At 67.5% G+C, this 12,779-nt stretch carries 11 protein-coding genes and 2 pseudogenes; 7 read left to right on the top strand and 6 right to left on the bottom strand.

What is annotated here, in order from left to right:
* Positions 1-59 precede the first annotated feature (59 nt).
* A complete protein-coding gene (locus CWS39_RS21565; protein WP_102145001.1) occupies positions 60-761 on the bottom strand; it encodes an alpha/beta fold hydrolase in 702 nt (233 codons plus the stop codon).
* Positions 762-896: 135 nt separating this feature from the next.
* Between CWS39_RS21565 and CWS39_RS21570 the strand changes: the two genes are divergently transcribed.
* From CWS39_RS21570 to CWS39_RS21580, 3 genes are read left to right on the top strand one after another with little or no spacing between them, the layout of a single operon-like run.
* Positions 897-1,268: an OB-fold nucleic acid binding domain-containing protein gene (locus CWS39_RS21570; RefSeq protein ID WP_102144956.1), complete on the top strand. Its 372-nt coding sequence runs from the start codon at positions 897-899 to the stop codon at positions 1,266-1,268.
* Complete coding sequence (locus CWS39_RS21575) at positions 1,265-1,936, top strand: DUF3159 domain-containing protein (RefSeq protein ID WP_199178241.1); 672 nt, start codon at positions 1,265-1,267, stop codon at positions 1,934-1,936. Before CWS39_RS21570 ends, CWS39_RS21575 begins: the two co-directional genes overlap by 4 nt.
* A gap of 3 nt (positions 1,937-1,939) precedes the next feature.
* Positions 1,940-3,379 (top strand): MFS transporter, encoded by a 1,440-nt coding sequence (locus tag CWS39_RS21580; RefSeq protein WP_233213616.1) that lies wholly within the window; start codon positions 1,940-1,942, stop codon positions 3,377-3,379.
* On the opposite strand, the gene CWS39_RS21585 is transcribed toward CWS39_RS21580, so the two are convergent.
* Positions 3,376-4,044, bottom strand: coding sequence for a potassium channel family protein (locus tag CWS39_RS21585; protein ID WP_102144957.1), 669 nt, complete (start codon positions 4,042-4,044; stop codon positions 3,376-3,378). The genes CWS39_RS21580 and CWS39_RS21585 overlap by 4 nt on opposite strands.
* Positions 4,045-4,087: 43 nt before the next feature.
* Positions 4,088-4,762 carry a potassium channel family protein gene (locus tag CWS39_RS21590; protein WP_102144958.1) on the bottom strand — a complete coding sequence of 225 codons (675 nt, stop codon included), beginning with the start codon at positions 4,760-4,762 and terminating at the stop codon, positions 4,088-4,090.
* Between the two features lie 83 nt (positions 4,763-4,845).
* Between CWS39_RS21590 and CWS39_RS21595 the strand changes: the two genes are divergently transcribed.
* On the top strand, positions 4,846-6,843 hold the full coding sequence (locus CWS39_RS21595) for an APC family permease (RefSeq protein ID WP_102144959.1): 1,998 nt from the start codon (positions 4,846-4,848) through the stop codon (positions 6,841-6,843).
* On the top strand, positions 6,840-8,057 hold the full coding sequence (locus CWS39_RS21600) for a class I SAM-dependent RNA methyltransferase (protein ID WP_102144960.1): 1,218 nt from the start codon (positions 6,840-6,842) through the stop codon (positions 8,055-8,057). Before CWS39_RS21595 ends, CWS39_RS21600 begins: the two co-directional genes overlap by 4 nt.
* 97 nt (positions 8,058-8,154) lie before the next feature.
* On the opposite strand, the pseudogene CWS39_RS29720 reads toward CWS39_RS21600, so the two are convergent.
* Positions 8,155-8,604: pseudogene (locus tag CWS39_RS29720) on the bottom strand (PucR family transcriptional regulator); the annotation flags it as partial.
* Between the two features lie 88 nt (positions 8,605-8,692).
* Here CWS39_RS29720 and CWS39_RS21610 point away from each other — a divergent pair.
* Positions 8,693-10,801: a catalase gene (locus CWS39_RS21610; RefSeq protein ID WP_102144961.1), complete on the top strand. Its 2,109-nt coding sequence runs from the start codon at positions 8,693-8,695 to the stop codon at positions 10,799-10,801.
* A gap of 62 nt (positions 10,802-10,863) precedes the next feature.
* Here the strand turns inward: CWS39_RS21610 and CWS39_RS30450 are convergent.
* Positions 10,864-10,977 (bottom strand): annotated as a pseudogene (locus CWS39_RS30450) (hypothetical protein); the annotation flags it as partial.
* A 253-nt stretch (positions 10,978-11,230) separates the two neighbouring features.
* On the opposite strand from CWS39_RS30450, the gene CWS39_RS21620 reads away from it, so the two are divergent.
* Entirely contained in the window at positions 11,231-11,494 is a 264-nt protein-coding gene (locus CWS39_RS21620; RefSeq protein ID WP_102144962.1) for a hypothetical protein, read from the top strand.
* Between the two features lie 68 nt (positions 11,495-11,562).
* Here CWS39_RS21620 and CWS39_RS21625 read toward each other — a convergent pair whose 3' ends face one another.
* Positions 11,563-12,756 carry a PucR family transcriptional regulator gene (locus CWS39_RS21625; protein ID WP_199178242.1) on the bottom strand — a complete coding sequence of 398 codons (1,194 nt, stop codon included), beginning with the start codon at positions 12,754-12,756 and terminating at the stop codon, positions 11,563-11,565.
* Positions 12,757-12,779 lie beyond the last annotated feature (23 nt).

Below are 12,779 nucleotides of genomic sequence, written 5' to 3' on the forward strand. Positions count from 1 at the left end.
CGGCGCGAAACCATTTCGATACAGCCCGCTGAGCGCAACCAGGCGCGCCCAAATCGCAGTCAGACGTCGAGTAGCGCGGCCACACAGGCCGCGCCCAGCACCGCCGGGTCGGCACCCATCTCATCCAGCGTGACGGTGCGCAGCGCCGCCCGCGGCGCCGCTGCGACCCATTCGAGGCCCACCTCGACCGGGTGCACCGGGTCGTCGGTCGCGGCGGCCACGCCCATCGGCACGGCCAAGCCTTCCAGCTGGCCGCAGGTGGGTGCCACGTACTGGCTCGCCTCGTCCATGGCGTCGGGAAGCGCGGGCCACTGTCCGACCCACGACCGGGTCAGTTCGTCGGCCAGCCAGGGCGGGCTCGACGCGCGCATCTGGGCGGTCGCTGACGCCAGCCCGTCGCGCCGCAGCAGCTCCGCCGAATGCCGCGCCGTCATCGCGGCGGGCGCGGTGTCCGGTGCGCCCGTCCACGGCGGTAGCGCGGCCAGGACCGCGACGGCATGGGCGGGATGCTCCAGCGCCCACGCAGCGGCCACCGCCGCACCGATAGACACCCCACCGACGACGATCGGCGCACCCAGCCGCGCGGCGCTGTCCAGCTCGGCGCGATAGCCGTCGATGAGGCGGTCCGGTTGCGGCGGCGGGGTGACTACGGCGGCGCCCACGTCGTGCAGCGCCTTGGAGAAGGCCCGGTAGACGTAGTCGTCGTCGGAGCCCGTACCGGGCAGCAGAACCGCGGTGACACCGCGCAGATTGACCGCCATCACACGATCGTGCCCTGTGAGGTAATTCACCGGCGTGCCGACCCACACCCCCCGTGGCATAACGGAACTAAGAGGTCTACGGTGGCGTTTGGTTGGGTAGATCCACGGTGGATCTGCGGAAGGTCAGGAGAGACCATGGCTACGGCCGAAGGGTATCTGCGTCGGCTCACTCGACGCCTGACGGAGGACCCCGAGCAACTCGACGTCGAGGAGCTCAGTGAAGAAGCCGCCAACACCGGTGCCCAGAAGGCGATCGACTGTCAGCGCGGTCAAGAGGTGACCATGGTGGGCACCCTGCGCAGCGTCGAATGCAACGGCAAGGGCTGCGCCGGTGGCGTGAAAGCCGAACTTTTCGACGGCACCGATTCCGTCATGCTGGTCTGGCTCGGCCAGCGCCGCATCCCCGGTATCGAGTCCGGCCGCACCCTTCGTGTGCACGGCCGCGTCGGCAAGCTGGAGAACGGCAGCAAGGCAATCTACAACCCGCACTACGAGATTCAGAAGTGAGCGACCCCGGAACCGAACCGGGGAAGCACACCAGCACTCGCCCGCACGCCCTGCTCGAACAGATGGGTGGCGTCAGCGGGATCATCTACTCATCGCTGCCGGTCGTCGTGTTCGTGCCGGTGTCGTCGGCGTTCGGGCTGATGCCCGCGATTTATTCGGCGCTGGCGGTGGCCGCGCTCATCTTGGTGTGGCGGCTGATCCGACGCGAGTCCACCCAGCCCGCGGTGTCCGGGTTCATCGGGGTGGGCGTCTGCGCGCTGATCGCCTACCTGGTGGGGGAGTCCAAGGGTTATTTCCTGCTCGGCATCTGGATGTCGCTGTTCTGGGCCTCGGTGTTCACGCTGTCGGTGGTGATCCGCCGGCCCGTCGTCGGCTACATCTGGGGCTGGGTCAACGGACACGGCCGCGGCTGGCGTGAGGTACCCAAGGCCGTACTGGCGTTCGACATCGCCACCATCACCTGGGTGCTGGTGTTCGGGTCGCGCTTCGTGGTGCAGAACCACCTCTACGACGCCGACCAGACCGGCTGGCTCGGAGTGGCGCGCATCGCGATGGGGTGGCCGTTGACGGCGCTGGCCGCCCTGGCCACCTACTTCGCCATCCGGGCCGCGCAGCGCGCCGTGCACGCCCAGCACGCGGCCGCCACCGCCGACGCCCGCGCTGACTGAGCTGTGCTGTCGACCCGCAGCCCCGCCTCGCCGTTGATCGCGGTGGCCGTGCTGGCCACATTCGTCGCGTTCCTGGACGGTTCGGTGGTCAATCTCGCGCTGCCGGCGATCGGCCGGGAGTTCGGAGGCGGCCTGGCGCTTCAGCAGTGGGTGGTCGAAGGCTACCTGCTCGCCCTAGGGGCGCTGATCCTGGTGGCCGGCGCCATCTCCGATCAGTTCGGCCGGCTGTCGGTGCTGCGGATGGGCCTGGTGGTGTTCGCGGCCTCGTCGCTTTTGTGCGCGCTGGCGCCGGCCGGGTGGGTGCTCATCGCCGCCCGCTGCCTGCAGGGCGTTGGCGCGGCGTTTCTGGTGCCCAGCTCGCTGGCGATGATCAACGCCACGTTCTCCGGCGCGGCGCAGGCCCGCGCGATCGGCACCTGGACGGCGTTGACGGGCACCGCGTTCGTGATCGGCCCATTGTTCGGCGGTGTCCTGGTCGACTCGCTGAGCTGGCGGTGGATCTTCGGGGTGAATGTGGTGCCGCTGGCAATCACGCTGTACCTGACGACGAAGCTGTCCCGCGACGACTTCGCGGGCGACCATTCGCCGGAGCGCATCGACGTCATCGGGGCGCTGCTCAACGCCGTCGGGCTGACGGCGACGGTGTACGCGCTGATCGAGCAGCAGCGCCTCGGCCTGGCGCATCCCGCGGTGCTGGCGAGCCTTGCGGTCGGCGTGGCCGCCCTCCTCGCGTTCCCGTGGTGGGAACGGCGCGCATCGCACCCGATGATGCCGCTGCACATCTTCGCCGCCCGCAACTTCGCCGTCGGCAACCTGGCCACCGTGTTCCTGTATGCGGCGGTGTCGCTGGGCATGCTGGTCGTCGCGCTGTTCTTGCAGGAGACCGCGGGGCTGACCGCGACGCAGGCCGGGCTGGCCACGCTGCCCATCCCGGTGCTGTCGTTCGCGTTGGCGCGCTGGTTCGGCGCGCTGGCCGGGCTGCACGGTCCGCGGCTGTACATGGCCGTCGGCCCGCTGATCGCCGGGGTGGGTTTCGTGCTCATGCTGAGCGCGCGTGAGCCGTTCGACTTCTGGACGCAGATGCTGCCCGGGCTGGTGGTTTTCGGCCTCGGGCTGTCCGTCACGGTCTCGCCGCTGACCGCCGCGGTGCTCGCCGCGGTGGAGTCCGCGCAGAGCGGTATCGGATCGGCGATCAACAATGCGGTGTCGCGGATCGCCGGCTTGATCGCGGTCGCGTTCACCGGTGTGATCACCGGCGGCGCAATGGATTTCGCGGGATTTCGACAGGCGGCCGTGGTGGTCGTGGTGCTGTTCGCGTTGGCCGGGATCGTGTCCGCGGTCGGTATTCGCAACGAGGAGCACGACGACGATCGGGTGTCGCCGGAATCGGCCGCGGTCTGCCATGACCGGGTCACCCCGCCGCCGGCCTACGCCCGGCGCTAGCGCGGCGCGGGATGCAGCAGAAGCTCGCGAAGTTCGTCCTCGACCTCGGCGACCGCCACGAACAGCAGCTCGTCACCGCCCTCCAGCGGCTCGTCGGACTCCGGCACGATCACACGTGGCCCGCGCAGAATCGTCACCAGCGCGGCGTCGCGCGGCAACTCCAGACGCTTGACGGGTTTACCGCCCCACGGCGTGTCGTCGGGCAGCGTGATCTCGACCAGATTGGCCTGGCCGGTGCGGAACTCCATCAGGCGCACCAGGTCGCCGACGGCTACGGCCTCCTCCACGAGGGAGGCCAGCATGCGCGGCGTGGACACCGCGACGTCGACGCCCCAATTCTCGTCGAACAACCACTCGTTGCGGGGGTCGTTGACGCGGGCCACCACCCGGGGCACCGCGAACTCGGTCTTGGCGAGCAGGCTGACCACGACGTTGACCTTGTCGTCGCCGGTCGCGGCGATCACCACATCGAACTCTTCCATGTGCACCGACTCGAGCAGCGACAGCTCACAAGCGTCGCCCAGGCGCCAATGCGCGGCGGGAATGGCGTCGACGTCGACGTGCTCGGGGTTGCGTTCGAGCAGTGTCACGTCGTGGTTGTTCTCCAACAGTTCGCGGGCGATGGAGCGGCCCACGGCGCCCGCCCCGGCGATCGCGACCTTCATCAGCGCCGCTCCTCCATGTCCGGGATATTCCAGCGGGCCCGCTTCACTGCGCCTCCAGGTCCTCGCTCGGCGGCAACGCCGCGATGGCCAGCGCTTCGGCGATGTGACCCGCAACGGCGGCGACGTACACCTGATCGCCCGCCTGGATGACCGTCTTCGCGTCGGGCAGCAGGCCGCTGCCGAACCGGATGATAAACGCCACCCGACCGCCCGTCGCGGCTTCCAGATCGGTTACGCGATGGCCCGCCCAGTCCTCGTGCAGCGGAAGTTCGGCCACACCGACGTTGCCCGACGGGTCGCGCCACTTGGTGGTCTCGGTTTCGCGGGTCAGCACATTGAGCAGCCGATCGGTGGTCCACGGCACGGTGGCCACCGTCGGGATGCCCAGCCGCTCATACACCGCAGCGCGTTTAGCGTCGTAGATGCGGGCCACCACGCGCTCCACACCGAATGTTTCGCGTGCGATCCGCGAGGAGATGATGTTGGAGTTGTCGCCCGACGACACGGCCGCGAACGCGCCCGCTTCCTCGATGCCTGCCCGCAGCAGCACATCTCGGTCGAAGCCCATGCCCTGCACCCGTTCACCGGGGAACTCCGGGGAGAGCCGGTAAAACGCGGTGTTGTCGCGGTCGATGATCGCCACGTCGTGGCCGATCCGGGCCAGGCTGTCGGCCAGCGACGCGCCGACGCGGCCGCAGCCCATCACCACTACACGCACCTGACGGTCCTTTCCGGCGTGTCTTTGCACCTGCGCACTCGGAACGCTACCGCTATTGCTTACTGGGCTTACTCTTGGCTCTCGTGTCCAAGCTTTCGACCGTTGCGCGTCGGCTGCTGATCGGCCGACCCTTCCGCAGCGACCGGCTACACCACACGCTGCTGCCCAAGCGGATCGCGCTGCCCGTCTTCGCTTCCGATGCGCTGTCGTCCACGGCATACGCGCCGGAGGAAATCTTCCTGGTGCTGTCGGTGGCGGGCCTGGCCGCGTACTCGATGGCGCCGTGGATCGGCCTGGCCGTCGCAGCGGTCATGCTCATCGTGATCGCCAGCTATCGGCAGAATGTGCACGCCTACCCGTCCGGCGGCGGCGACTACGAGGTGGTCAACACCAACCTCGGCCACACCGCTGGGCTCACAGTGGCCAGTGCCCTGCTGGTCGATTACGTCCTGACCGTCGCGGTGTCGATGTCGTCGGCGATGTCCAACATCGGATCGGCGGTGCCCTACATCGCAGAGCACAAGGTGCTTTTCGCGGTTATCGCGATCCTGCTGCTGGCGTCGATGAACCTGCGCGGCATCCGGGAATCGGGCACCGCGTTCGCGATCCCCACCTACGCCTTCATGATCGGCATGTACCTCATGCTCGCCTGGGGGTTCTTCCAGATCTATCTTCTCGGCGAACCACTGCAAGCCGAGTCGGCGGGCTTCGAGATGCATTCCGAACACGGCGATGTGCTCGGATTCGCGCTGGTATTCCTCGTCGCGCGAGCGTTTTCGTCCGGATCCGCGGCGCTGACCGGTGTCGAGGCCATCAGCAACGGCGTGCCTGCGTTCCGGAAGCCCAAGTCGCACAACGCCGCAACAACACTGGCGTTACTGGGCCTGATCGCCACCACGCTGTTCATGGGCATCATTATCCTGGCCAGGGAAACCGGTGTGCAGATCGCCGAGCGGCCGCACGAGCAGCTGGTCGGCGCGCCGCCCGACTACCACCAGAAGACCTTGATCGCGCAGCTGGCCGACTCGGTGTTCCACGACTTTCCGCTCGGGCTGTTTCTCATCACCGGGGTCACCGCGCTGATCCTGGTGCTGGCCGCCAACACCGCGTTCAACGGCTTTCCAGTGCTGGGATCGATTCTGGCCCAAGACCGTTACCTACCGCGGCAGTTGCACACCCGCGGCGACCGGCTGGCGTTCTCCAACGGCATCCTGTTTTTGGCGTTCGCCGCGATCGCGTTCGTCGTCGCATTCCAGGCACAGGTCACCGCGCTGATCCAGCTCTACATCGTCGGGGTTTTCGTCTCGTTCACGCTGAGCCAGATCGGCATGGTCCGGCACTGGACGCGGCTGCTGCGCACCGAAACAGATCCGGTGGTGCGGCGCAAGATGATGCGGTCGCGGGTGATCAACGCGATTGGCCTCACGTGCACGGGGACGGTGCTCATCGTCGTGGTGGTGACGAAATTCCTCGCGGGGGCGTGGATCGCCATACTGGCCATGGCCGGTCTGTTCGCGCTGATGAAGGCGATCCGACGGCACTACGACACGGTCGCGCGTGAGCTGGAGGAGCAGCAGGCCGCCGAGGAGGACGGGGTGGTGTTGCCCAGCCGCAACCATGCGATCGTGCTGGTGTCGAAGTTGCATCTGCCGACGCTGCGGGCGCTGGCGTATGCGCGGGCCACCCGGCCAGATGTGCTGGAGGCGATCACCGTCAGCGTCGACGACGGCGAGACCCGCGAGCTGGTGCACAAGTGGGAGGACAGCGATATCGCCGTGCCGCTCAAGGTGATCGCCTCGCCGTACCGCGAGATCACCCGTCCGGTACTGGATTACGTGAAGCGAGTGACGAAGGAGTCGCCGCGCACCGTCGTGACGGTGTTCATCCCGGAGTACGTCGTCGGCCACTGGTGGGAGCAGGTGCTGCACAACCAGAGCGCGCTGCGGTTGAAGGGCCGGTTGTTGTTCATGCCGAACGTGATGGTGACATCCGTTCCGTGGCAGCTCAGTTCGTCGGAGCGGCTCAAGACGTTGCAACCGCACGCCGCGCCGGGGGATGCCCGCAGGGGTTTCCTGGAGTGAGCCAACGAGCCGACGACCGGCCTGCTGAACTCACCCTCGTCACCGGGCCGCCGGCCAACGGCGGCAGTTGCGTCGCCCGCCATGATGGCCGGGTGGTGTTCGTGCGCTACGCGCTGCCGGATGAGACGGTCAGGGTTCGCGTCGTCGCCGACCACGGATCGTATTGGCACGCAGACGTTGTCGAGGTTCTGGAGCCGTCCGCCGACCGTATCGACTCCCTGTGCCCGATCGCCGGTGTGGACGGCGCGGGGTGCTGCGATCTGGCGTTCGCCACCCCGGACGCAGTGCGTCGGCTCAAGGGTGCGGTGGTGGCCAACCAGCTGGGCCGGCTGGGCGGCTACCACTGGTGCGACGAGGCCGATGCGGTGGCCGAGCCCGTCGGGGAGGTCGGCGCCACGGGCTGGCGGACGCGGGTGCGGTTGGACACCGCAGACGACGGGCGCGCGGGTTTCCACCGCTACCACAGCTCCGAACTCGTCACCGGGCTGAACTGTGCGCAGCTGCCCGCGGGCATGCTCGACGGGCTCGGCGAACGCACCTGGCCGCCCGGGGCGCACCTGCACGTGGCCATCGACGACGACGGCGCACGCCACGTCGTGCAGACCGGTCCGCGGAATGGCCGCAAGAGCTACACCCAGGTGGTGGAGGGCAATTACGAGGCGGTGCAGCGGGTCGGGGGCCGCGTGTGGCGGGTGCCGGTGACGGCCTTCTGGCAGGCCCACCGCGATGCCGCCGCACTGTACAGCCGGCTGGTGGCCGGTTGGGCGCAGCTGAGCCCGGGTATGACCGCGTGGGATTTGTACGGCGGTGCAGGAGTTTTCGCGGCGGTGCTGGCGGACGCGGTCGGCGAAACCGGCCGCGTCGTCACCGTCGACACGTCGCGCGGCGCCTCACGGTCGGCCCGCGTGGCGCTGGCGGATCTCGGCTGCGTCTCGGTCGTCACCGAATCGGTGCGACGGGCGTTGTCGATGCAATCGGCGCGCGCCGACGTCGCGGTGCTCGACCCGCCGCGGTCGGGCGCCGGTCGCGAGGTGATCGATCAGCTGGCCGCGGCCGAGGTGCCACGGGTGATCCACATCGGTTGTGAGGCAGCGTCATTCGCCCGCGATGTCGGGCTGTACCGCGGCCACGGCTATATCGTCGAGGAGCTGCGGGTATTCGATTCGTTCCCGCTGACCCACCACGTCGAGTGCGTCGCCGTGTTGACGCGCTAGCTTTCGTTCGGCGAGCAGACGCGCCGCCGCGAGTTCCGCGGTGGTCGCGACCCCGCTGATGCCCGCCAGCACCGTGGCCTGCGGCGGCAAGGACGCCCGCCAGCACCCGGGAGAGCCGGTCCTCGATGGTCACGGCGCCGCCGATCGACTCGGCGAGACTGTCGGCCAGCGCGAACAGGGCGGTGGGGCCGCGGCCGGACGCGGTCTCGCGGCCCTCGAGCACCAGCCCGTACACCAGCGCGGCCAGTTCGCTCCACGACACCGCCGGATCGACCACCAGCACCGCCACCGCACCGTCGTGACGGACGAACGTGTCGCCATCGGCGCGAACCAGCACGACGCTGGCGCGGGCCGAATCCGCCCAGCGCACCGCCTCTTTCACCGACCGAGCCCCGATGGCCAGCAGCACATCGCCGACCACCGGGCGGCCCTCGGTGGCCTCGTGCACGACCACGCTGCTGAGTTCGGTCGACCGTGGCACCGAACTGAACTGCAGTCGGACGCCGTAACCGCCCAGCACGTTCACGAGGTGGTCCAACGTCACCACGAGCCACTCCCGATGCCGAACCGAACCACCAGCCTATCCATGCCCGTGCGACCGTTTGCGCCAGGCGCATCGGGGTTATCCACGCTGCATGGCAAAAGACAAGCCCAGTGCAAAGCAACAACAACTCGACGGGTACCGCGTCAGTCGCGAAAGCGGATACCTGACCACCCAGCAGGGCGTGCGGGTGGATCACACCGATGACGCTTTGACCGTCGGCGAACGCGGCCCCACTCTCCTCGAGGACTTCCACGCCCGGGAGAAGATCACCCACTTCGACCACGAGCGCATACCCGAGCGTGTCGTGCACGCGCGTGGGGCGGGCGCATACGGCTATTTCGAGCCCTACGACGATTCCCTCGCCGAGTTCACCGTCGCGAGATTCTTGACCACACCGGGCAAGCAGACCCCGGTGTTCGTCCGGTTCTCCACGGTGGCCGGTTCGCGCGGATCGGCCGACACCGTGCGCGATGTCCGCGGCTTCGCCACGAAGTTCTACACCGAGCAGGGCAACTACGATCTGGTGGGCAACAACTTTCCGGTGTTTTTCATCCAGGACGGCATCAAGTTCCCCGACTTCGTGCACGCCGTGAAACCCGAGCCGCACAACGAGATACCGCAAGCCGCCTCGGCGCACGACACGCTGTGGGATTTCGTGTCACTGCAGCCGGAGACCCTGCACACCATCATGTGGCTGATGTCGGACCGAGCCCTGCCGCGCAGCTACCGGATGATGCAGGGCTTCGGCGTGCACACCTTCCGGCTCGTCAACGCCCGCGGCGAGGGCACCTTCGTGAAATTCCACTGGAAGCCGAAACTCGGTGTGCATTCCCTGGTTTGGGACGAGTGCCAGAAAATCGCCGGCAAAGACCCGGACTTCAACCGGCGCGACCTGTGGGACGCCATCGAGGCCGGCGACTTTCCGGAGTGGGAGCTCGGCGTGCAGTTGGTGCCGGAAAGCGACGAGTTCAATTTCCAGTTCGATCTGCTCGATGCCACCAAAATCATTCCCGAAGAACAGGTTCCGGTTAGGCCGGTCGGGCGCATGGTGCTCAACCGCAATCCGGACAACTTCTTCGCCGAAACCGAGCAGGTGGCGTTTCACACCGCGAACGTGGTTCCTGGCATCGACTTCACCAACGACCCGCTGCTGCAGTTCCGCAACTTCTCCTACCTCGACACGCAGCTGATCCGCCTGGGCGGACCGAATTTCGCGCAGCTGCCGGTCAACCGGCCGCTGGCCGATGTCCGCAACAACCAGCAGGACGGCTACGGCCAGCACGCGATTCCGCAGGGCAGGTCGAGCTATTTCAAGAACACCATCGGCGGTGGCTGCCCGGCGCTGGCCGACGAGGACGTATCCCGGCACTACACCGAGAAGGTGGACGGGCACAAGATCCGCCAGCGCGCCAAGAGTTTCCAGGATCACTACAGCCAGGCGCGGATGTTCTGGAAGAGCATGTCGGCGGTGGAGGCCAAACACATCATCGCCGCGTTCGCATTCGAACTCGGCAAGGTCGAGGTGCGCGAGATCCGTTCGGCCGTCGTCGCGCAGCTCAATCTCGTCGACCACGAGCTGGCCAGCCAGGTGGCGGGAAAGTTGGGCCTGCCCGAACCGGCCGAGGAGTCCGTCGACGACAAGATGCCCGCCTCACCGGCGCTGTCGCAGCTCAATACCGCCAGAGACAGCGCGGCCACCCGCAAAATCGCGCTGCTGGCCGCCGACGGCGTGGATGTGCGCGGTGTCGAGCGGTTCCGCCAGGCGATGGGGGAGTACGGGGCGATCGTCGAGGTGCTCGCGCCCGCCGGGGGCGGCACGCTGTCGGGTGGACAGGGCGGCGAGCTGTCGGTCGACCGCGCCATCACCACCATGGCGTCGGTGCTCTACGACGCGGTCGTGGTGCCGTGCGGACCGGCGTCGGTGGAAGCGTTGGCCAACGACGGTTATGCCGTGCATTTCGTCACCGAGGCCTACAAGCACCTCAAGGCGGTGGGCGCGTTCGGCGCGGGCGTCGACCTGTTGCGCACGGCCGGGGTGGCCGAGCAGTTCGCCAACGGATCCGACGTCGTCGTCTCCCATGGTGTGGTGACGACGACGGCGGCCGAAGACACTCTGCCCGACGCATTTTCGGAGCAGTTCGCCGTCGCGGTCGCGCAGCACCGCGCCTGGGATCGCGATACCGATCCGGTGCCGGCCTAACGCCGCCGAGGGATCGAATCTGAGCTTGTGCTCGAAAATCGACGGAAAAATCGAGCACAAGTTCAGTTTCGACGGCCTGACTCCTTGTACCAGCGGTCGAGCAGGGCGGGGATCTCGGCGAGTAGGAAAGCGTAGAAGTCGCGCATCTGGGTGAGGCGTCGACGGGCCAGGCTGTCGTCGCGGCGATCGTTGCGAACAGACTGCGTGTCAACGTGATTCCTTCCAACCGATGGGCAACGGTCCCGCACGATACTGGCCTGTCGACACGATGCAGCCGCCATTATTCGGCCTGCTGACAATGTCGGGTGGCGCGTGCTTGCGCCTGTTCTCCATCGCCGCCGGCGGCTCGGACTGGCCTACGTGACGGTTGCCAGGGATGGACTGCCGGGCGAACTCACCACCTGGCGGCGTGGGTAGCGTGCATTGCCGATGCCCGCCCGCTGGACGAATACAGCGACGTCCTCGCCCGCGCCGGGCCTGCGCACCCGCCACAGCGAAAACCACGATGACGCGTTGCTGCGCATCATCGACCAAGTTGAAGCCCGAGCGCACCTCGCACGAATGACACCCGGGTCGGTGTTGGACACCGCCGGCGTCGACATTGACGCCGTTACTCAATACATCAACGTAGCCCGCAGCGCTGTCACCGACGGCCAGCTGGTTTATTCATTGCTCATCGCAGAGAAACACTGATCTTCACCGCATCGCGGTTCACCTGCTCACCGGTTGCGCACGGGTGCAGGAAACGCTCTGTTTGCGCGCTAGTTACGCAAAGTGGCATTGCGACGATCAACAAATTCGGGCCAGCCGAGCAGCCGCGCACCGAACACTGCGACCTGCAGGGTGAACTTCTGCCGCGGCTCATGGACCGAATAACCAGTGAGCTCCTTGACTCGCTGCAGGCGATAAGTGACCGTTCGGACGCCGACGTGCAAGTGGCGGGCTGCGAGTGTCGCCACGCCACCGGCCATGAAGTACGCGGACACGGTGTCCAGCAGCACAACGGGCCCGGTCCGCGCTGCCCGCAACGGCTCGAGCACCGCCTCGACGAGATCCGCGAGCGCAGCGCTGTCGCGAATCAGCACCTGGTAGACGAGTAGATCCGACGCGGAGTACACGGGACCGGGCAACTGCAGGCGCTGGCCGATGTCCAGTGCCTGCCGGGCCTGTTCAAAGGATCTAACGGCACCGCCGGGCCCGTGCTGGGAGCGTCCAATGCCGGCCCGCCAGAAACCGTCCGGCCCCAGCGCCTCGACAACTCTGTCAAGAAACCTCTTCGGCACGTTGTGCCCGTCTGGGGCGACGCACACCAACAGGCCCTCCTTCGTCGTCACGAGGACGTCCCGACTTGCCAAGCCAAAGTGCATCGCGGATTCGACCTGACGGGTGACAGGATCGCCGTCGACGAAAGGCGGATTTCCCTCGATCGCCACCACCACGTGGCTATGGGCCAACCGCAGGCCGTATCGTTCGGCGCGTTCCGCGAGCGTCTCGAGGTTCCGTCCCTCGAGCAGATCATCGACGAATGCGCGCCGAAACGACTCCTCCTGGCGTAGCGACCAGCGCTGCGCCTCCTCGTACCCCGCCGCCACCGCCATGATCGCGGTGTCGGCAGCGCGGAAGACCGCCTCGCCGATGTGGCGCAGCGCGTCGGTCCCATCGGCCGCCTGCACGCCGGGAAGCGACTCCCAGGCCACCCACGTGGCGCTCAGATAGAGGTCGATGACCCCGCACATCGGCACGCCCTGCTCAGCCGCGCGCGCGCCGATGTCACGGCGTCTGCGCAAGTCATCCTGGCAGAATTGGCCTCCTGTGCTGACTTGCGCAAGCAAAGTCAGGTAGCCGTCGAGCAGTTCGGGCGGCATGCCGTGCGCGTCTTTACTCGCTCGTGCGGCCAGCTCCGCCAGGTCCGTCAGCCCGACGCTCGAGGAGCCCGGACCCGTCCGTCGCGCCATACGTCGTTTCCTCTAGTCAAGTA

Origin of the sequence: Mycobacterium hubeiense (assembly GCF_002838065.1) — a bacterium.
Lineage (GTDB): Bacteria > Actinomycetota > Actinomycetes > Mycobacteriales > Mycobacteriaceae > Mycobacterium > Mycobacterium hubeiense.

What these genes read in the sequence shown, in the direction of transcription:
- CWS39_RS21585 (WP_102144957.1), bottom strand. Translation starts at nt 4,044, where the DNA reads ATGAAGGTCGCGATCGCCGGGGCGGGCGCCGTGGGCCGCTCCATCGCC.
- CWS39_RS21565 (WP_102145001.1), bottom strand. Translation starts at nt 761, where the DNA reads ATGGCGGTCAATCTGCGCGGTGTCACCGCGGTTCTGCTGCCCGGTACG.
- CWS39_RS21570 (WP_102144956.1), top strand. Translation starts at nt 897, where the DNA reads ATGGCTACGGCCGAAGGGTATCTGCGTCGGCTCACTCGACGCCTGACG.
- CWS39_RS21620 (WP_102144962.1), top strand. Translation starts at nt 11,231, where the DNA reads ATGCCCGCCCGCTGGACGAATACAGCGACGTCCTCGCCCGCGCCGGGC.
- CWS39_RS21610 (WP_102144961.1), top strand. Translation starts at nt 8,693, where the DNA reads ATGGCAAAAGACAAGCCCAGTGCAAAGCAACAACAACTCGACGGGTAC.
- CWS39_RS21625 (WP_199178242.1), bottom strand. Translation starts at nt 12,756, where the DNA reads ATGGCGCGACGGACGGGTCCGGGCTCCTCGAGCGTCGGGCTGACGGAC.